Annotated in this window: 17 protein-coding genes; all 17 read right to left on the bottom strand. The window is 38.7% G+C overall.

The window, feature by feature from the left end; genetic code table 11:
• On the bottom strand, positions 1-1731 hold the full coding sequence (locus tag QZ055_RS00145) for an ABC transporter ATP-binding protein (protein WP_005387284.1): 1731 nt from the start codon (positions 1729-1731) through the stop codon (positions 1-3).
• The gene (gene lpxB, locus QZ055_RS00140) at positions 1724-2866 is read right to left on the bottom strand and encodes a lipid-A-disaccharide synthase (RefSeq protein ID WP_295823822.1); all 1143 of its coding nucleotides are present in this window, start codon (positions 2864-2866) and stop codon (positions 1724-1726) included. Before lpxB ends, QZ055_RS00145 begins: the two co-directional genes overlap by 8 nt.
• Entirely contained in the window at positions 2866-3702 is an 837-nt protein-coding gene (gene lpxI / locus QZ055_RS00135; protein ID WP_005387281.1) for an LpxI family protein, read from the bottom strand. Before lpxI ends, lpxB begins: the two co-directional genes overlap by 1 nt.
• Positions 3703-4041: 339 nt before the next feature.
• On the bottom strand, positions 4042-4854 hold the full coding sequence (lpxA, locus tag QZ055_RS00130) for an acyl-ACP--UDP-N-acetylglucosamine O-acyltransferase (RefSeq protein ID WP_174683260.1): 813 nt from the start codon (positions 4852-4854) through the stop codon (positions 4042-4044).
• 19 nt (positions 4855-4873) lie between these two features.
• Positions 4874-5299, bottom strand: coding sequence for a 3-hydroxyacyl-ACP dehydratase FabZ (gene fabZ / locus QZ055_RS00125; protein ID WP_004695477.1), 426 nt, complete (start codon positions 5297-5299; stop codon positions 4874-4876).
• A complete protein-coding gene (gene lpxC, locus QZ055_RS00120) occupies positions 5296-6135 on the bottom strand; it encodes a UDP-3-O-acyl-N-acetylglucosamine deacetylase (RefSeq protein ID WP_005387276.1) in 840 nt (279 codons plus the stop codon). Before lpxC ends, fabZ begins: the two co-directional genes overlap by 4 nt.
• A 262-nt stretch (positions 6136-6397) precedes the next feature.
• Positions 6398-7300 carry a lysophospholipid acyltransferase family protein gene (locus QZ055_RS00115; protein WP_039969450.1) on the bottom strand — a complete coding sequence of 301 codons (903 nt, stop codon included), beginning with the start codon at positions 7298-7300 and terminating at the stop codon, positions 6398-6400.
• A gap of 6 nt (positions 7301-7306) precedes the next feature.
• On the bottom strand, positions 7307-8338 hold the full coding sequence (gene lpxD, locus QZ055_RS00110; RefSeq protein ID WP_295823820.1) for a UDP-3-O-(3-hydroxymyristoyl)glucosamine N-acyltransferase: 1032 nt from the start codon (positions 8336-8338) through the stop codon (positions 7307-7309).
• Positions 8339-8369: 31 nt separating this feature from the next.
• The gene (locus QZ055_RS00105) at positions 8370-8900 is read right to left on the bottom strand and encodes an OmpH family outer membrane protein (protein WP_005387264.1); all 531 of its coding nucleotides are present in this window, start codon (positions 8898-8900) and stop codon (positions 8370-8372) included.
• An 11-nt stretch (positions 8901-8911) separates the two neighbouring features.
• Entirely contained in the window at positions 8912-9883 is a 972-nt protein-coding gene (locus tag QZ055_RS00100; RefSeq protein WP_295823818.1) for a hypothetical protein, read from the bottom strand.
• A gap of 29 nt (positions 9884-9912) precedes the next feature.
• Positions 9913-10401 (bottom strand): OmpH family outer membrane protein, encoded by a 489-nt coding sequence (locus QZ055_RS00095; protein ID WP_295232335.1) that lies wholly within the window; start codon positions 10399-10401, stop codon positions 9913-9915.
• A 107-nt stretch (positions 10402-10508) separates the two neighbouring features.
• On the bottom strand, positions 10509-12680 hold the full coding sequence (locus QZ055_RS00090; protein WP_005387260.1) for an outer membrane protein assembly factor: 2172 nt from the start codon (positions 12678-12680) through the stop codon (positions 10509-10511).
• 177 nt (positions 12681-12857) lie between these two features.
• On the bottom strand, positions 12858-17144 hold the full coding sequence (locus QZ055_RS00085; protein WP_295823816.1) for a translocation/assembly module TamB domain-containing protein: 4287 nt from the start codon (positions 17142-17144) through the stop codon (positions 12858-12860).
• Between the two features lie 256 nt (positions 17145-17400).
• Positions 17401-18861: a TolC family protein gene (locus tag QZ055_RS00080; RefSeq protein WP_105090300.1), complete on the bottom strand. Its 1461-nt coding sequence runs from the start codon at positions 18859-18861 to the stop codon at positions 17401-17403.
• 42 nt (positions 18862-18903) lie between these two features.
• The gene (locus tag QZ055_RS00075; protein WP_105090299.1) at positions 18904-20163 is read right to left on the bottom strand and encodes an MlaD family protein; all 1260 of its coding nucleotides are present in this window, start codon (positions 20161-20163) and stop codon (positions 18904-18906) included.
• The gene (locus tag QZ055_RS00070) at positions 20163-20921 is read right to left on the bottom strand and encodes an ABC transporter ATP-binding protein (protein WP_295233068.1); all 759 of its coding nucleotides are present in this window, start codon (positions 20919-20921) and stop codon (positions 20163-20165) included. Before QZ055_RS00070 ends, QZ055_RS00075 begins: the two co-directional genes overlap by 1 nt.
• A gap of 20 nt (positions 20922-20941) precedes the next feature.
• Positions 20942-21703, bottom strand: a complete 762-nt coding sequence (locus QZ055_RS00065) for an ABC transporter permease (protein ID WP_039969447.1) — start codon at positions 21701-21703, stop codon at positions 20942-20944.
• Between the last annotated feature and the right edge of the window lie 6 nt (positions 21704-21709).

Raw genomic sequence — 21709 nt, 5'->3', positions numbered from 1 at the left:
TTATCCTTTGTTGGAGAATTGAACGGAATAGAGATGATTGTACAATCCGCCATCAACAGCTAATAGCTCTTGGTGAGTCCCCTGCTCTACCAAGTGGCCTTGATTAAGTACAACAATTTGATGAGCATTTTGAACTGTGCTCAATCGATGGGCAATTACAAACGCAGTACGCCCTTTCATAAGGCGATCTAACGCCTCTTGTACAAGCTTTTCACTCTCTGTATCTAATGCAGATGTCGCTTCATCTAGAATTAGAATACGAGGGTCTTTCAAAATAGCACGCGCGATAGCCACGCGTTGACGTTGACCGCCAGATAAGGAGCTGCCTCTCTCGCCCACCACTGTGTCGAGACCATCAGGCATCTTCTCAACGAATTCAAGTACATTGGCAGCCTTAGCAGCTTCATATACTTCTTCATCAGTAGCATCTAATCGACCATACAAAATGTTCTCTTTAATTGTGGCATTAAACAACACAGTTTCTTGTGGTACAAGCCCGATTTGTTCACGTAACGATTTAAATGTAACATCTTTCACGTCATAACCATCAATCGTGATAGCGCCACCCGTTACATCGTAGAAGCGAGGTAACAAGTTCGCCAGCGTCGTTTTACCAGCGCCAGATGGACCAACAAGAGCTACGCTTTCACCAGCCTTAACAGACAAAGTAAAGTTTTCAAGCGCTGTTTTTTCACCATCATAAGAGAATGAAACATCTTTAAATTCTACATTGCCTTTGATAGATGGCAACGTAATCGCATCAGGTTTTTCCACAACGTCAGTTTTAGTATCTAAAATTTCAAATACACGATCAGCTGCAGCCAATGCTTTTTGAATATTGCCGTAAACTTGGCTCAAGCGTTTAACAGGGTTAGACAAATTGATTGCATAAATTAGGAACGCAATCAAAGAACCTGCTGTAATAGTCCCTGTTACTACAGAATAGCCACCATACCAAAGGATGACTGCCACCGCAATGGCTGCAGAAAACTCAACCATTGGACTTAACAAGCTAGTCAACTTAGTCGCTTTAATAACAGCTTTAAAGTTACGATCATTTTCATCTTCAAAACGCTTCCGTTCAAAATCTTCACGAGCGAATGATTTTACTACTCGAATAGCGCTGATTACCTCTTGTAAAAGTGCTGTAATATCAGCCACACGGCCTTGTACATCATGACCTGCTACACGAAGCTTTTTACCAAATACATTGATAATTACTAGCACTACTGGAACTGTAATAAAGGTAACAAGTGTCAATTTCCAGTCAATAAGTAGCATAGACACGAGAGAACCGATAAGTGTTACAGATTCCGTAATAAAAGAAATCAAATTATCAACTACAGCAGTCTGAAGTGCAGCAACGTCATTGGTAAGATTACTCATGATAACGCCAGTCTTACGACGATCAAAATAAGATAAGCTTAATTTTTGTAGATGATTAAAGATGGCCTCCCGTACATCGATGATGACACGTTGTCCAATGTAAGACATATTATAGGTTTGACCATATGTAGCAAAGCCACGAATTAAGAATATAAGAATGATAGACCCTACTATGAGGTTCAACATAAACATATTCTTATCATCTAATACTTGGTCTACTACATTTTTAATAAGCCAAGGCACTACCAAGTATGCCGCAGCTGCGACGATCATGCAGAACACTGCAAAAATCATGCGCTTATAATAAGGCTTTACAAAATATAAGAGCCTAGAATAACTATTCATTACATTTCTCCTTACCGAGGTTATATACCAGCTCTGCTACACGCTTTACAGCACCTGGTTCACCTAATTTATGATGTACTTCACGCAATTCGCTACGCATCGCTTCATTGCGTTCCACATCATTTAGAAGAGGTTCCACAAGAGATACAATAGCCTCAGGTGTCACTGCATCTTGTAATAACTCAGGGATTACTTCTTTGCCAGCTACAATATTAGGCAAACCTACATGGGTCACATTAACGACCATCTTCCCAATGCCATATGTAATTGGAGATACTCGATACAATAAAATAGTTGGTAACTCCATCATAGCTGTTTCTAATGTAGCTGTACCTGATGCGGCTAGACATACATCACAAATCTGCATCAAATCATAGGTATGATCTTCTGTAATCGTCACCGGCACTTTGTGAGCATCGATGAAAGTTTCTAATTCACTACGGTCGATGGTATGTGCGCGAGGCAAGAAGAATTGAATATCCTCATGGTTCGCCATCAATTGCTCGCCACTTTTTAACATCGTATCTAGCAAGGATAGTACCTCTTGCTTACGGCTACCTGGCATGAGCAATACTTTTTTAGCATCTTTACGAGCTCCAAAGTATTCCTCAGCCGCTTCTTTGCTCATCGTAGGATGTACGATATCCAATAGTGGATGGCCTACAAAGTCTACATCGCATTTATATTTGCGATACGCTTCTGCTTCAAAGGGGAATATGGATGCCACCTTAGTGACATACTTACGAATTGTATTGCCACGGCTACTATGCCATGCCCAAATCGTAGGAGCAATGTAATAGAGAACAGGAATTCCCAATTCATGAGCTACAGCTGCAAGTTTCATATTAAAACCAGGGTAATCTACACAAACTAGAATATCTGGTTTTTCCTTCATCATGACACGTTTTAAGTAGGTGCGAAGTTTAAAGAATTTCGGTAGTGATTTTACAATCTCTACAATCCCAATAACGCCTAAATTTTTAATATCATATACGATGCGAACACCAGCGCGTTCCATCAAGGTACCGCCCATACCAAACATGTCAACCGAAGGATCTATTTCTTTCAGTGCATTAGCAACACTGGCTGCATGAGTATCACCGGATGCTTCACCGGCAGAAAACATGACTTTCATTATGCATCCTTTCTGGAATCTACAAACTCTTGGTCAACAGCACAGATAACAATACCATGACGGTTTGCCAAATCTAGTACATCTTGTTGTTGAACAAAAATAGTCTTTTCAGCCTCTACAGCAAGGACTTTACACCCACTATCAATCATGGACATTAATGTTTTTATCCCTACAGCAGGAACATCAAAACGAACATCTTGATTTGGCTTTTCCGTTTTAACCACAACCGCATCGCCACGACCTAATTCACCACCGCGCAAAATGCACTTATCAGTGCCCTCAATAGCTTCAATAGCCATAGCCGCTTTATGTTTTACAACTACTGTTTGACCAATATCAAGTCCACCCATTTGCTTAGCTAGTTCAAAGCCAAAGCAAATATCTGCCCATTGTTCATCAGTAGGCTGTGTTTTTGAAAGCACCCCCACCTTTGGCATAAATGGTTTAAGGTATACAGTTTGATCTAACACTTTAAACCCTTCTCGTTCGATTTCATCTACGATAGCGAGCATGATAGTGTCATCTTTACGATTTTTAAGGCGTTTAAGAACACCTAAGGTTTTTAAATCAGGGAATGTAAGACCTTTGAAGAGAATTTCCTTAGTCACTTTACCTAACATAGTTAATTCTTCAACGCCTTCTTTTTTCAAGGTTTTAAAAATCTTACCTAATTTGGCAACACCAATATCATAGAAAGCATCGGCCTCAGCCTTTAAAGCCGGGTCTACATCTGGAACTACACCGATAACCACTACCTCATGACCTAATACATGAGCAGCGCGCATGAATTCTACAGGCAAAACACCAATGCCTGCAATCAATCCTACCTTTGCCAAGACTATACCTCCTAGATGACCTACGGCCTATATATCAATGAGTGATTACAAATTTACAATACTTAATGCCTCAAAAAAGACATAATCATATACAATATATTGTACTATAAATAGGCATTTTTTACCATTAAAACACCATGTTTTATGCCTATTTCTTCAACATTTTAGTAGATTTTTTTTATTCCTCTTTTTACGTCTTATGAACGCAAAAAAACTTCAAATATTTTATCAAAATATTTTATATGTATGACCTAATGTTATAAATTTCACATCCCATTAAAAGCATGATATTTATTAAGTACATAAAAAGACCTCGTACATAGTACGAGGTCTTTTGAATTAGTCACGACGTGTACGCATAATACCACGATCGGCATTGCGTAAGAAGCGTAATAAATTTTCAATTTCTACAGAAGAATCAAGTTGCATTTCCATTTCTTCGATAGCCTTAGATAAACTAAAGCCAGAACGATAAATAATACGGAATGCTTGTTTTAAATCTCGGCGTACTTCTTCTGAAATGCCCGCACGAGACAATCCAACAGAGTTAAGGCCAATAACACGTGCTGGTTGACCATCAGCAATGACATATGGTGGAATATCTTGAACCACCTTTGCCATACCGCCAACCATTGCATTACGACCAATTTTAACAAACTGATGGATACCTGCAAGGCCGCCAATAACAACGCGATCTTCAACGATAGCGTGACCAGCAAGGCCTGCACAGTTACTCATAATTACATTATTGCCAACGATACAGTTATGAGCCACATGTGTACATGCTTGAAGCAAGCAATTATTACCTACACGTGTTTCTTCACCTTCTCCAGTAGCGCGGCTAATAGTTACGAATTCACGGATAACCGTTTCATCGCCAATATTACAATAGCTTTTTTCGCCTTTAAATTTTAAATCTTGCGGTTCCAACCCAATAGATGCGTTAGGATAAATCTCACAACGCTTACCAATGGTTGTCCAACCACCAATTACAACATGTGCACCGATTTGTGTGCCATCGCCAATCTCGACGTGTTCGCCGATTACGGCGCCAGGACCTACGATTACATCTTTGCCCAATTTAGCATTTGGATGGACTATGGCTGTACTATGGATGTTGGATTCTGCATTTTCCATGCCTACAACTATCACTACAATCACTCCTCAATTATTATACAAGGGCAAACATGTATTCACCGCTAGCGCACAATTTGTCGCCAACATAGGCACGGCCTTCAACCTTACCCATTTTACCTTTGATTTTAACAATATCCACTTCCATGCGCACTTGATCACCAGGTTTTACAGGGTGACGGAAACGCACTTTATCAATACCTGTAAACATAGGTGTAAGACCGCGATTTTCTTCAGGATATAGTAATGCAATACCACCAACTTGAGCAATAGCCTCAGTCAATAGTACACCTGGCATTACTGGATTACCTGGGAAGTGTCCTTGGAAGAACAATTCGTTGAATGTAGCATTTTTAATGCCCACAGCACGTTTCATTGGTTCTAACTCAACGATGCGATCTACCAAAAGCATAGGATAACGATGAGGTAAAATTTCTAAAATGTCTTCGTGATTAAGAATCATGGCTGTGTCTCCCTTATTTCTTCCATTATACTGCGAGCCAATCTTGAATTTAATTCATGACTCGATTTTAAAGCAATTACATGACCTTCAATTGGTCCCAATAAGAATAAGTCGCCCATTACATCTAATGCTTTGTGACGAACTAATTCGTCGTCAAAGCGAGGTACAGACAAACACTTCTCATCATCATAAACTAAAGCATTATCAAGGTTACCACCTTTTGCAAGGCCCATAGCCTGTAATTGTTCTAATTCCTTCATAAATCCGATAGTTCTAGCAGCACTGATGTGTTCTTTAAAGTATTCTGGCGAAACTTCAAAATCACAATGTTGCGTGCCAAGTAACGGATGGCTGTTAATCGATGTAAATGTAATGCGATAGCCGTCATATGGCAAAATAACTACAAAGCGATCACCATCATAAATAGCGTGAGATCGTGTCACTTTATATACATGACGTGGCGCTGTTTGTTCTTGAATACCTGCCTCTTCTATGAGACCTATAAAAACTGCACTACTGCCATCACCTACAGGAGGTTCAGGAGAATCCATCTCGATATAACAGTTATCAATATTCATAGCACTGAACGCAGCCATCACATGTTCTACAGTGAAAACCTTCGCTTCACCATTTTCCAATGTAGTAGCGCGCATAGTGTTCGTCACATTATCAATGTGTGCTCGCACAGAAGGATGACCTTCAATGTCCGTGCGGACAAACACAATTCCTGTATTTTCAGGTGCAGGTTTAAAAACCATATTTACTGGTTCACCGCTATGAAGGCCAATCCCTTGATATGAAACAGCCTGTTTAATTGTTTGTTGTGGCTTACTCATAAGAAAGTCCTTTCATAATCTGAATTCACGTTTACTATACACCAATATGTATTATACCCTATTTGCATAGGTGATACAAGAAATTTACCATATATTCAGTGATTTTGAAAGCATTTTTCACATAATTAAATTTATATAAATTTAATTATAAATACTGTATTATACACCATAAAAATAAAAGAGACTTTACTATGCTTAATTTATGCGGTATTTAAATCAATACTACATAAGTAGGCATGTAAAATCTCTTTATATTTATTAACTAGTGAAATACATCTGGAGGTGTTTCAATTTGTTCGCCATAGAAACGACGTGTCCACTTCCAACGATTGTGAAGCCAGAACCAATCTTCAGGATATCGACGAATATAATCCTCAATAAACTCATTTAAAAGAGTTGTGGTAACCGCTATATCACGCTTTTTATCATCTGTACGTTCCACATAAATTGGCGGATGTACCTCAATCTCATATTTTTCAGAAAACGGACTATAATGTATAGTCACAAAAATGATTGGTACATCTTGCATACGAGCTAATACAGCTGGACCTGCAGCCGTCAAAGTTTCATAACCAAAGAATGGAACAAGTACACCATCATCACCAGGATCCTGATCCATAATAAGGCCTAAGAAAGCACCTTTTTTAAGTTCATTGATCATTTCTCGTACACCAGTTTTATAGGTTACATGTTGGTGCATGATACGACGATATTCATTGATAAACTTGTCCGCATCACCATTCTGTTTCATTGCCACAGAAATCAACGGATACCCTTCCGAAGCAAGAACACCACCAAGGAGTTCCCAGTTACCACTGTGAACAGCGGCTAAGATTGCACCTCGACCATTTTCCAAGGCATCATCTAAGTACTCTCGATTAATAAACTCCACCATATCTTTGTATGCGCCATCCTTAATCTCTGGATAGCGTAATACATCAATAATCATGCGACCAAAGCGTGTAGTACTAGCTTTCGCAATACGTCGAGCTTCTTTTGGATCATCTGTAATATTACAGAATAGAATTTGGCCGATTGCTAGGCGCTTGCGTTTAGGCGGCACCGCTAGCCACGCAATTTCACCAAGCAATGTACCAATAGCATATTGCAAACCTTTAGGTAATAAGCAAATAAAGGCACTAAAGATTTTCATAAACCTATACATGGATTATTAGCTCTCCTTAAGCTGTGCTTTCAAAGCGTCAATTTCTTTTTGTAATTGTTTTACAGTTTTCACCATATCTGGCAAACGATTTTCATAAGCAGCCAATTTTAACCATTCTTTATGAGGTCTCATTGGATAGCCTGCCATAATAGAGTTGGATGGTACATTACCTGTAATACCAGTTTTACCAGCAAATTGTACATTATCACCAATCGTAATATGACCAGTACAACCAGTTTGTCCAGCAAAGATAACATGATTACCACATTTAGTACTTCCGGCAATACCAACCTGAGCGATTAGGAAGCAATCTTCACCAATCTCAACATTGTGACCAAGATGAACAAGATTGTCAATCTTCGTACCACGACGTACTAAAGTAGAGCCCATTGTAGCATTGTCGATAGTTGTACAAGAACCAACTTCAACATCATCTTCAAGAATAACATTACCAACTTGTGGTATATGTGTATGTACACCATTTTCTGTAGCAAAACCGAAGCCTTCGCCACCAATTACTGCTTTAGCACGTAATACAACGCGTTTGCCTAAAATACAATTTTCATGAACAATAGCACCAGCGTAAATATCAGAACCTTCACCAATACGCACATTATGTCCAATATAAACATATGGACGAATTGTTACATCATCACCAATGACTGCATTATCATTAATTACACAATAGGCACCAATAGCTACATTTTTGCCTATTGTTACATTTTTACCAATAATAGCTGTGCTATGCACTTCTCTAGGAACAACAACAGGTGGATGGAAGAGTTCTAACACTTGTGCAAATGCTGCTTTTGCATTATCGACTACGATTTGTGCCATCGGTGCATCTTTCACTTCAGATTCAACGATCACAGCACCCGCTTGGCATAACGCAATATGTTCAACATATTCACCTACTGCAAAAGTTATGGATTGTTTTACTGCTTGTTCAAAGCTACGTGTTTCAGTAATAACAATAGAGCCATCACCTACAACACGACCGCCTACTAATGTTGCGAGTTCCTGTAAAGTTTTTTCCAAGGTAAACTCCTCCCCCTGTGATAATTCTTAATTATTGTGCACTTTCTTCAGTATTAACTGCTGTAGCTTGACCAGATTGTTGAGCATTTTGTTGCGCATCTTGTTGTTCTTGCGCTTTAGCTGCATTTTCAGCTTCCTTGATTTGGTCATCAGAAGCTTTACCCATTTTAGCGATCAAGTCGTCAGTTACATCAGAACCGCCACCTACAACAGCACCTTTTTCAATAACTACATCAAGTTTTTTCTCTTTTACAAGTTCACCAACTTTTTGTTCTTGATATTGACGATATTCTTGAGCTTTTGCATTTGCAAAGGCATTTAATTCTTGATTAGCTTGGTTAAATACATTTTGTTTAGATGCTTCATCAGCAGCAGCAATTTTAGCATCTAGTTCAGCTTTTTTAGCGTTAATTTCTTTAGTAATTTCAATACCTTTTTCAGTACTATTTGCTACTTTCACGCTATCAACGTAACCAACATTATTAGAACCACAACCACCTAAAATAGCCATGGAAGCTACTAAAGATGCACCTAATACTAAAGATTTAATACGTTTATTCATAATATAACTCCTTATTGAACTCGATAGGACGCCTTCACTGCATCAGTAATATCAAGCCCCTTAATATTACCACCATCATCGATGATGACTAAATCCAAATGTTGTTCCTCTGCAATAATTGCTACACGCATACGAACATCTTCTAAAATGGCTTCATGAAGTGCACTCACTTCAGCTTCCTTATCTGAAAGCTTTTTAGCCCAAGAATCATTCCAATCCTGTGCTACAGGTAAGTTATTATTAGCAATGATCGATTGTGCTTGTTGTTGAACCATAGTATCTCGTTTAGCCGCCAATTCCTTTTGTAAGGATGCAGCATATTGGTTAAGTTCTTCTTGACCTTTTTGTTGCATAGGCGCAAGTTCTGCCTGTACTTTAGCCTTAATAGAGTCTACATCAAGATTCGATGGTTTTCTCTTAGCTAATAATTCCTTTAATCGCTCCTCTTTCTTAGCCTTCTCTGCCATAGCTGCTTGCTTTTGTGCATCATCAATATACACACGAGCATCATAAGCATATAAATCTAATTGGAGATTAACGATTTCAAGATCATATTCATTGGAACTAACCTTTAATTCCGACAAATATTTTTGAGTAAGTTCGTTTCGTTTTGCATTCAATTGCTGATTCAATTCATTTTCTTTTGTTGCAATACGAGTTTGCAATTCCACCGTAAGAGCATCTGACAAGGTTGAATCTAATGCAAGAGATTTCAACTGTTCCTCTTGTGTCTCTGACTTGGCATTTAAAGCTTGTTGTTCTAATTCATATTGACGTTGCAAAAGATCCAATTCATTTTTAGCTTGTTTATAATCCTCATAGGAAGGATTAAATTCTAATACATCATCAATACGTACAACACCTATTGATACCCCATCAGGACTCTGCTGACGATTTGTCACAAATCCATAGGCCCAAACCATAGCACATAATGCAACAACGAGAAATATGGCAAATCCGATATATCGTTTTTTCCCGTTCATTGTCGTTCTCCCTTACATAGAACTACAGTTTATTTTTTTGCATCAGTAGCTAGTTTTTTTAATACTTGATCTGTAATATCAACGCCACCGTATAGTACTGTGTCTTTAGTCATAACAACGCTAAGACCTTTAGCGTCGCCCACTGCTTTTGCAGCTTCCATAGCTTTATCTTGAACAGATTTAGCAATTTCTTGATCTTTTTTTGCTAAGTTTTGACGTGCTTCTTCAGCGAGCTTTTGTTTAGTCGCATCATCTTGTGCTGCATCAATTTTAGCTTGTGTTTCTTGTTGTAATTGGCTTTGATAGCTCATGTATTCCTGAGCTGCAGAGATATAAATTGGATTATCTTGAGACATCATACGAGATGTATCGATAACACCAATTGTACTATTACCACTATTACCGCTTGGTGTAGCCATTTGTGTATAGGCTAATGCGCCAATACCAATAATAAAAATAGCAGCAATGACGATGGAAAAGATTTTCACATTCGCCTTGTTGTTCATCATTCGCATCATAATAGAGTGCCCTCATTTCTTTAAATTACTGCATCAAAGGATGCCATATAGAGATATTGGTGAAAGCCTCTTTAGAAAAGAGGCCTCCACCATATACATTTACTATATTAGAATTGTGTGCCGAAGCTGAAGTGGAATTTATTTTTATGTTTACCCACGCCATAATCAAGTTTAACTGGGCCAATTGGTGTAGTAATACGAACACCAGCACCAACGCCATAGTTAAATGTTTTCTTGCTGTTGTACCAAGATACATTTGGTGCATCCCATGCATCACCGATATCAGTGAACAATACACCACTAACCTTTTTAACGATTGGGAAGCGGAATTCCAATGTAGCATTGTACATATACTTGCCACGGAATTGATCATCTTCGTAACCACGTAAGGAGTCTGCACCACCCAATGTGAACAATTGGCTATAAGGAGCATCACCTTGGATAAAACCACCACGCGCGCGGAATGCCAATACATTCTTAGCACCTAGTTTTTTATACATACGTGCTTCAGCTGTGAATTTGTAGAAGTCGAAGTCACCGCCTAAGCCATGACCAGCCCATTGTGCTGTATAAGAAATACGACGACCACGTGTAGGTTCATAAATATTATCACGGGAATCGTATACCTTTTGCCATGTAATGGAATTGATACGGCCAAAGTTTTTATCTACATATTTATCATTTGCAAAGTTGTAGGAACCATTATTCCAATTTTTACCTTTGCCCGCATTTTTATCATAACGGAAGCCGGAGCTGTCATCATCATCCCATTTATAAGAATCTTTACGGGATTCAAGAGTTAAGTAATCACGAGTATATTCCCCTGTTTGACGACCGAAGGAAATATTGAAACCACGAGATTTCTTGTTATATTCAGCTACTTCATTACCATCTTCGTTGTAATCAGTGTATTCATCTTCACGGTTGAAGAAGGAGAAGCCCAAGGATGTACCTTTGCTATCAATCCAAGGTTTCAAGTAAGAGATTTGGTAGTTTTTGTATTTTTTCTTACCACCGATTTCCCAGTGAACTTTGAATTTATCACCAGTACCGCGGAAGTTATCTTCACCAAATTCAATGATACCCATCAAACCATCAGATTTAGAGTAACCAGCACCTAATGTAATAGTACCTGTTTTATGTTCCAAAACATCGATTTCAATGATTACATTGTTAGGGTCTTGATCACCTGGCAACATGCGAACATTTACATCATCAAAGAAGCCTAGGTTGTATACGCGTTCTACAGAACGGCGTACCAAGAATTTATTGAAAGGTTTACCTTTCTTTTGAACGAATTCGCGAGTAATAACTTTATCGCGAGTTTTCTTGTTACCAGCAGGAACGATATCTTCAACAATACCTTCTACGATATGAACATGAAGCACGCCTTGGTCATCTACGCGAATACCATCAACGTGTGCCAACATGTAGCCATCACGAGCGTATGCTGCGTTGATACCTTGAACCTTTTGGCCTACGTATACAGAGTTAAGAACTTGACCTGGTTGAAGATCCATGAATTTAGTCAATACTTCAGAAGTATAAACTGTATTACCTTCGAATGCCACGCCAGTAGTAATCGGATTTACTGTAACAGCAAAGTCCAATTTAACGCCTTCAGGTACTGTTGTAAATACAGGGTTTACTTCAGAGAAGTAACCAGTATTACCAAGGTTAGTTACGTCTTTAAATACGCCATCAACAGATACAGCATCGCCGATTTTTTCTGTCAAGATAGGCAATAATTGTGCTTGTTGTTCAGCTGTTACACCAGAGATAGATAAACCAGTAATCAATTTACCTACATATGGATTAATAGACTCAGCATTAGCAGATGTAACATATTGAGCTTCTACAGTTGTAACAGCTTGAGTTTGGCCATTTTCAGCAGCCTTATCAAGGTCAGTACCACCAGTAGTTTTAGACACCATTTTTACTTGTTTGTCATCTGTTTTCAAAGCAGCATTATTAACTGTAACAGTTCCGTCAGAACCTCTAACTACAGTACCATCGCTAGATACAGTTGTATCACCACGAGCTGCTAAGATAGCTGCATCAGTTTCATCTTGTGTTGTTGCAGGTGTAGCTGCATCAGCATTGTAAACAGCTTGTGTAGTAGTAGCATCATTAGTAGTTGCTGCACTAGTTGTTGTTGTGTTATTTAAATCTGGAGTATAGCCAGCTTGTACCTCTGCAGCAAATACACTGCCTGTCCCCATGACAGCAGTCAACACAGATGCTGCAAGCATACTTTTATAGGCTTTTGGTTTAAACATAAATTCCTCCTAGAACTCATCCCCATAAAAAGTTTACATCTTGTTTTATAAAGACTAATAAATCTTTATTATTATAGCATAAAATACTGGGAATGAGTACTATATTAAACAAATTTTATGAAATTAATATGACTAGAATGTGCATACCCATGGGATTTGCACACTCTAGCCATAAACTTAGAAGCTTCTTGTCCAACGACCACCTAAATAATTGTTTCCTTGCGATGTACGCCATGCAGTAAACTTGAGGTTTCGTTTTACAGAATACTCAACACCATATTTATTTTGTTTATTATTGATACCTTGAGAATAAGTAAGCATTACCTTTGGCACAATATACTTGCCAATTTCAATATTGTAATTACCTGCCGTTTCCCTATTAGTTGGTTCATCAGGATCAATGGAACCTGTCGTAATATTAATCCGATCCAAACCTAATGTATTTTGTAATGCATCTTGCACATAGCCAAAGGCAAACATTTGTAAGCCTGCTGTAGCAACAGCATTCACATCATCATTTGTCAATGTACTACTATTAGAATCAGCACCACGACCAAAGGTTAACATGGAAATAATTTGCTTTCTAGACAAGCTAGGATTAGACGACAAAGTAAGATCCATATGGTCTACAGTCCCTTTTACACCAAGCATAATATTGTAGTTGCTTACATTCGTTTCAGCCTCTAATTGTAAGTTTGGTAAATAAGAGCCACCTACAAAGTGTGCATTCCCCTTCGTAATATTAAATACATGACTTAAGTATTTGAACGTACCAGATTTAACATCGAACTGGCCACTAGCAGTTGGGTTTTGTAATGTGCCACCGAAATGAACATCACCACCGATAAACATGTTATATAGAGTTCGATCATATAAGCGTACGCCCTTGCCAGCATGAATATTAACATCTACGCCCATGTTGGTGCTACTTTCACTAGACTGCAAGGAAAGAGGAATTTTAAATTGGATGTTTTCTAGGTCCAAATTTCCTATCAAGGTAGGTAATCCATCACGTTCCGCAATGTAAAGTTCACCATTTAATGGACCTCTCACATATTCACTACGAACATCGAGTCCATCAAGTTGAACGGCAGCCTTATAGTTGGTAAGCTCATGACCAGACCAATTTACCTTAGCAGCTAAACCAGCACTACCTTTCCCCATATTGATACGAGATTGGAAATCCCCTTGTTGTCCAGAGAAGATTAAGTCTCCGTCAATGCCTGTAATTTCATTATCTACATTGGCCAATTTCATAGTACCATTACGTACAGATACTGTGCCGTATGCCTCAGGTTGGTCTATAGTCCCCGTAAGCCTAATTGCACCCTTTAACGGCCCCGTTGCATCTTTAACCCTAGTAGTAACAAGAGGAATAACAGCCATATCAGCTTCGTTAAAGTCAATTGTTACATCCATAGATTTAGCATCACTAGCTTCTAAATAACCAGATGTATAAAGAGCCGCCAATGGAATTTTGCCATAAATACTAAGTTTATAACCACTCTTAGCACCTTGAATACGCTGAATTTGAATGACATGATCTTGCATTGTAGCTAACGCAAAGCCTTCATCAATGCCAATTCCATTAAACGAACCGGACTCTACGGCACCGGATAATTCAACCTTAGGATTTTTCGTTTCTCCAGTAACATTCACAACACCTGTTACCCAGCCTGTTGCTTGAATATCCTTACCTACGAGTGGTAGGAATGGCACTATGTCGACATCCTTTAAAGCTACTTGTAAATCAGCTTGCCCATCAAGATCCAAAGTACCACCCATTGCAATGAGTCCTTCACCAACAGGTAGTTTTAAGGTAGTAATTTTAAATTTACGATTTGCAAGACTCGCATCAATTGTTGCATCCCCTACTACCTTATCATCAATGCTAACATCGTTAATTTTACCATTTACAATAACACTTGGATTGTCCTTCGTACCTCCAAGTTCAACGGAACCATTCAATTGACCATCGAGGTGCTCATCGGCTCGATCTAGTAATGCCAACAAATTCTTTACACTACCATTGGTAACATCTAAAACGCCAAATAATTGTTTGCTATCGTCAAGCTTCATGCCACCTTTAGCAACATAACGACCACCATTCGATTCAGCAAACGAAAAATCTTGTACATTTACAACAGACTTATCGGCATAAACATGGCCATGAATATCCGTCAATAGCTGTCCATTAATGGATAAAGCATCTGATAAAATATAGCCATTAAACTGAGGGTTATCCATGGAACCCGTTATAGTACCACGGCCTGCTAGTAAACCATCCACCTTATAATCGGTATTGATGAGCAATCTACCCATATCGATTTTCTTACCTTCAAAATCAATATTAATAGCTTCTTTTGATACAGTACCGCCACCAGTAATGGTCGCACCATAACCTTCAATATCAAAGCGATAAAATTCTAATCTTTCATTTTTATAGTTATACTTTGCAAAAGCGTTAGTTATAAGTTTGCCATATGCAGACCCATCCCATAAATGAGCTCGGCCTTCTACAATAGGATTGGCTACAGTCCCAGTTATATGGTTATCAGTTTCAAACCATCCTGTAATAGGAATATCGGTTACAGGACGAATTAGATTTTCAATACGTACAGCACGAGCTTTAGCATTTAAATCTAGGGCGTCAGTATTGATATTATACCAACCGGTAATATCATAGCCACCACTACCGTCACCAATATGACCATTTGTAATTGTTAGAACATGATTGTCTAAAGTAATATCACTATGAATATCATTAAAATGAGCACCCTTATAGAGAACCTCTTGCCCCCATACAGTACCAGTCACATTAGGATTATCTAAGGCGCCTTTTACATTAATAGATGTGCTAACAGTACCAGCAACATCGTCACCTATGATTGAACTAAGTGATGTTAACGGTAACGCATTACCAGAAATTGTGGCATCCACTTGACCATTTTGAATAGAACCATATCCACTAAAGGATCCAGTTCCCATATTTCCAACCATAGTTATATTGGTAAGATTGTCACTATGGGTTAGATCCGCTTTTACAGAATCCAACACTATACCACGGACCCCAATCTGATGGCCCTGAACAGCGCCTACAAGATCTGTAACTTGATTATTCTTACCCAAAACGTGGATTTCTCCATCAATAGTTCCCGTAATAGGCATCGTCAAATATTGTGTGAAAGTATCCAACGATAAGGTATGAACATTAGCAACAGCGTCAAAATCACCTGTATCTACGACGTATTGACCTTTAACTTTAGCATTACCAGAGCCAATAGATAATTGAGCATCATCGATGCGAACCAATCCATTATCGTATACTACATTTCCCTGCACGCGGTCCACATGGTACCCTTTATAAGAAATACCATCACTACCTATGGTGGCATCCACCCGCGGCGCTACAGTAGTGCCTCCAATATGAGCACGACCACCGACAATACCAGTAACCCCCACATCGGTAATGGCTTCTAGATTCACCTTATCCGCTACAACATTAAGGTTGAGATATTCTTCGTCTTTCCCCAGTGTAATAAGACCATTAAGCTTCGCCGCTTGATCATTGATTCGCCAAGAGCTATGGCTAATAACAATTTGGTCATGATTGAGCATAATACGACCTTCACCATCAGTAATAGTATACATTGTATTGCCTCGCTTAAAAGTGCCTGTTAAACCTTTAAAGCCTACATTGCCACTCATAACATATTGTCCATCTTCACTTTTAATATTGAGATGTAAATCTTGTAATTTCCCCTTCGTTACAACAAGATCTTTGCGCAACGGAACAAAGCTCATAATACCAGCAGTATCAATTTCATCAGCTTGTACAAACACATCAAAATTAGACACATCATCCATATCTATTTTGCCATTTACAAGGACAGATGAACCATCTACATCAGCAGTAAAAGCCCCTTTGGACATACCACTCATATTAAGAGCAACGGTACCATCAAGGTTTTCAACATTGCGTTTAATGCCATCTTTAGTACGTAGCGCTACATGGCCATTATTAATGGTAATATCACCATCAAAACCACCCGATTTATTCGGATCAGATGGTTTTACTAATTTTTCTATACTCCAAGATCCATCGTTCAATTGCCATATATGAAGATCAGGTGCCTCTACAGTAACAGTCGATATAGCTGTTGCCCCTGATGTATTACCCCCAATTATACTTGGTAATGCAGATAGTTTAACCCCAACGGCTACATCTTGTGCCGTCCCTACTAAGTGACCATCCCGATCTTTAATCACCACATCTGATAAAACTACATCACCATTCCAATTGATACGAAGAGAATCATAGTCCACAGATCCGTTTATGGCATTATTTACTTGTTCTTTAACCATAGGTGCTACATAGGTCTGAGCTATAGGGTTTATACTAGCACCCACTGCAGATAAGCCTAAAATTGCAGCCCCTATGAGACACCACTTTTTACGGGTCATAATGATCTCCCATACACATTATGAATAATATAAATATATATACTAATCTTACCACACACAAAGTAATAACTATAGTATTTTAAGGGTAAATTTTATAAAACTAATATATTTTTTTACTAATCATTTTCTGCAATAACTACAGATAAAATTATTTTAAACATTACCATAACATAAAAATGAAAATATACAATGAATTTACGCTTTATAAATCTATAACAAAAAAAAGACGACCGAAGTCGTCTTTTTTAGTATTCTATTATTGATTGCCACCAAGTTGTGCTAATTGTTCAGCTGCACCACTGTTTGCAATAATTTCTGCACCTTGTCCAACTGGAGTATTCAATGGAACACCTGTCAATTGTTCAAGAGCTGCAATGCTAATATTGTAATTATAAAGAGCTTGTACATAGTTATTACGAGCATCTGTTAATTTAGTTTCCGCATCGAGTACATCAAGGTTTGTACCAACACCAGCACGATAGCGAAGTGTAGCAATACGGAAGCTTTCTTGACCTTGAGCAACTGCAGTTTGAGTGCTTTGGATTGTTTGCTCTGCAGAACGCAAATTCAAGTATGCTTTTTGTACTGCTAATAATACAGCATCAACAGTAGCTAAATTAGCCTCTTTCGCTTGTTCAAGTTGTGCATTTGCTTTTTTAATAGCATTTTGTGTTGCACCGCCATCCCATAAGCTCCAAGATGCAGTAGCACCTACACTCCAGGATTTTGTACTTGTTCCAAAGTAACCATCTGGATCGGCATAACCACGACCAGCTTTTACAGCTACAGTTGGCAAGTAGCCAGATTTAGCAGATTTTACAGCCTCTTCTGCAGATTTTACATCGAGAGCAGATTTTACAAGGGCAGAACGGTGAAGCAAAGCATATGCTTTAGCTTGTTCCAACGTAATATTGTAAGGTTTATATTGTAAGTCATGTTCTGCTGTATTAATAGCTGTTTGTGCAGGATATGCAATGACTTGATTCAAGCTAGCCTCTGCTAAATTTGCAGAATTTTGCGCTTTTACAAGATTTGTTTCAGAATCAGCAAGATTTGTTTTAGCAGCCAATACATCAGAACTTGCTACCAAACCAACATTATATTGAGCTTGCACATTTGTTACATGACCTTGGTAATCTTTAACAGCTTGTTGAGCCACATCAACAAGATTACGGTTCATGATCAATGTATAGTAGCCACTAATAGCATCATATTTTGCTTGTTGCAATGCTTCTTCATAGCTAGCGCCAGTGCCTTCACGAGTATAACGTGCAGAATCAATACTTGCATCGAGTTGAGGATTAAATACAGGAGCACTAATGGAGAAGTTATGACTACCAGATTTACCACGGCCAGTGTCACCGCCTGTTTTTTGAGCAGACCAACCATAGCTTACACTAGGGTTCTTGCCTGCTGCTACTTGGCTCACTGCAGATTTAGCAGCTTCATAGCCCCATTTAGTTTGTTTTGCTGTACGGTTATTCGCCAACGCCAACTCTATGGTACGAGTCTCATCGAGGTCCAATTTGCTCTCATATGTTTTACTATCTTGAACAGATTTTTCGGCTAATTGCTTTTGTGTTAATTGAATCGCTTCTTTTTGATATTTGCTTAATTGGTCTCCATTATTAACGGAAGTTGTAACTACATCAGCAGCCATTGCACCTGTAGTAGCTAAGGAGAGCATTACACCTAAGGATAAAACCTTTTTATTCATAATATGTACCTCCATACTCACCTAAAGTGAATGTATTAGTCTTTAAAATACTTGTTTGATACCAAAGTAGGTACCACCATTCGTGGAACCGAACGGTCTGGTCATTTGAATAACCCCATAAGTATCTTTATGTAAACGTATATCACTACGAATACGATATTTGCGATTGTTAAGGTCATATACCGCTGCGGATAATGAAACTGGACCACGTAAATTATAGTCAACGCCAAGTCCTAATTCACTTTCAAAAATACCGCCCCGTACTAGCCATTTAGAGCTAATGAATCGACCTGCATTTAAATCGAATTTAGTGCCATCGCCGATATTGGAAAGGCCAAGCTCAGCCATACCTTTATCATTATAAGCACGAACACGACCATTGATGCGGAATTCATCATCTGTTGTGTTATATAACAAATCTACAGAAGGCTCAACTTTAGTAGATGACTTTTTTTCAACATTATTTCCATCTACTACATTTCCACTTGCATCAGTTTGATATGCTTTACCACCCATCAATTTGTTGATGCGAGCTGAAATCTGTGCCGTATTATGTAATGTTTCCTTAATATTTTCCTGTGCTTTAGGATCAGTTACAGTAGACTCCATAGAACGAGCCATATTATCTACACGATCCGTAGTTTGTTTTAAGTTAGTCAAAATAGCACGCATATCATTGCCTGCATTACCATCTGCATTAAATTGTTGAGCAGCTTGATTTAGCTGTGCCGTTACATCAGCCATATTTTGTGTAATCGCTACAGCATTATCAGCCATCGTCGCAGTAGATTGCAAGGAATGTTTAAGTGCATTTTGCGTTGCTGGATCACCAATAATATTATTGATAGATTGCAACATTTTTTCGGTGCCATCCATTAACTTTTGAGCACTTTGCATCGCTTTATCCATAGCGTCTGCACCTTCGCCCTTAACAGAGTCACCATCTTGTAAAAACACCTTAGATTGACCTGGTGAAATTTGAATAAATTTATCACCTAAAAAACCATCTGATCCCAATGTGAACGTAGAATCACTTGGAATTTGTGTTTTTTCATCAAGCTTCATTTTTACTACAACACCATGCGGAGTAATCTCGATATCAGAGACATTACCGATGGCCACACCTGAATATTTAACTTGATTGCCATTTTTTAGGCCATTAACTTGAGCAAAATCGCCAGTAATCGTCATTTGTGGCTTAGCCCATATATCAATGCGACCTACAAAAAGTATTCCCGCAATAAATAGAGCTATACCTATTATTGTGAAAGCCCCTACCTTGGCCTCCGTCGTCCACTTCATTACACATCTCCCATCGCAGATACATTAATTGGTTCTGCTTCACCATGAATAAACTGTTGTACCTTTTTATTTGTAGAATTCTTAAAGTCTATTGTATCAGAAATTTCCACAAATTTCCCCTTATCAAGTAAAGCTATGCGATTTGCCACGTAAAACGCGGATTGCATATCATGTGTTACTACAATAGAAGTACAACCAAGCCGTTGTTGCATCCCCTTAATTAGCATACTAATCGTACCAGATGTAATAGGATCCAAGCCGGATGAAGGTTCATCATAGAGGATTAAGCTTGGGTCTAGCGCTATGGCGCGAGCTAAGCTAACGCGCTTTTTCATACCGCCTGACAATTCGTTAGGCATATAGGATTCATACCCTTTCAAACCGACCCAATCTAGTCGCTCTGCTACAATGCGTCGTATCTCATCGTCGCCTAAGTCCGTATGTTGACGTAAGCCAAAGGCCACGTTTTCGCCTACCGACATAGAATCAAACAGAGCAGAGTATTGGAATACCATCCCCATTTTTCTTCGTACTGTATTAAATTCATCTTCAGATAATGTTGTAATATCTGTGCCATCTACAATAATCTGTCCCGATGTAGGGCGCTGCAAGCCAATTAATAATCGAAGCAATGTACTTTTACCACTGCCACTACCACCTAATATAACCAACGTCTCCCCATCATTGATAGTAAGATTAATGGAGTCTAAAATCACACGTGACTCATAGGCAACTACAACATCGCGTAGTTCTATCATAAATCCCTCTAGCGTATCTACTAATATAACAAGGTAGATAAAAAGTAATTTAATACAAATACTAAAATAATACTAGTTACTACAGAACTAGTTGTGGAAAAGCCTACGGCTTCTGCGCCCATTTTAGTTTCCATCCCCTTATAGGAGCCTACCAATGCAATAACAGCACCAAACACACTGGACTTAACTAAGCCTAATGTGAAGTCTGAAATAGTAGAAAACATTTGAATAGAATCTAAATAGGTACTTGGCGCTAAACCCTTAATTGCAGTAGCCACAAAGTAACCACCTGCAATGCCAATTACTACACCATAAAACGCCAATATAGGCACCATAATCATACATGCTACTACACGAGGTACCACAAGATAACCAATAGGATCGACAGCCATAACACGAAGCGCATCGATTTGTTCGGTTACCTTCATTGTACCAATTTCAGCCGTGATGGCAGCGCCAACACGGCCAGCTAGTACTACCCCTACTAAGATGGGACCTAATTCACGTCCCATAGCAACAGCCATAAGACCACCTACAGTGCTTTGTGCACCATATGTAATCAATACATCTGTAATCTGTAAGGTCATAACTGCACCAGCAAAGAGTAACGTTAAACTGATAATCGGCAACGAATCTACGCCTAAGTGAGCCATCTGCTGAAACACATGCCACAGATTAATCATTTTCAGTTGTCTAATTGTGTGCCACACCAATAATGTAGCACTCCCCATCTGTGATAGGCCGTTCATTACAGCTCGTCCTATCGATTCTAGCCAATTCAACAGTTT

The organism is uncultured Veillonella sp., from assembly GCF_905209685.1.
Taxonomy (GTDB): Bacteria; Bacillota; Negativicutes; order Veillonellales; family Veillonellaceae; genus Veillonella.
Note: the sequence above shows the minus strand (reverse complement) of the source record. Positions and strands in the feature narration are given on the sequence as shown.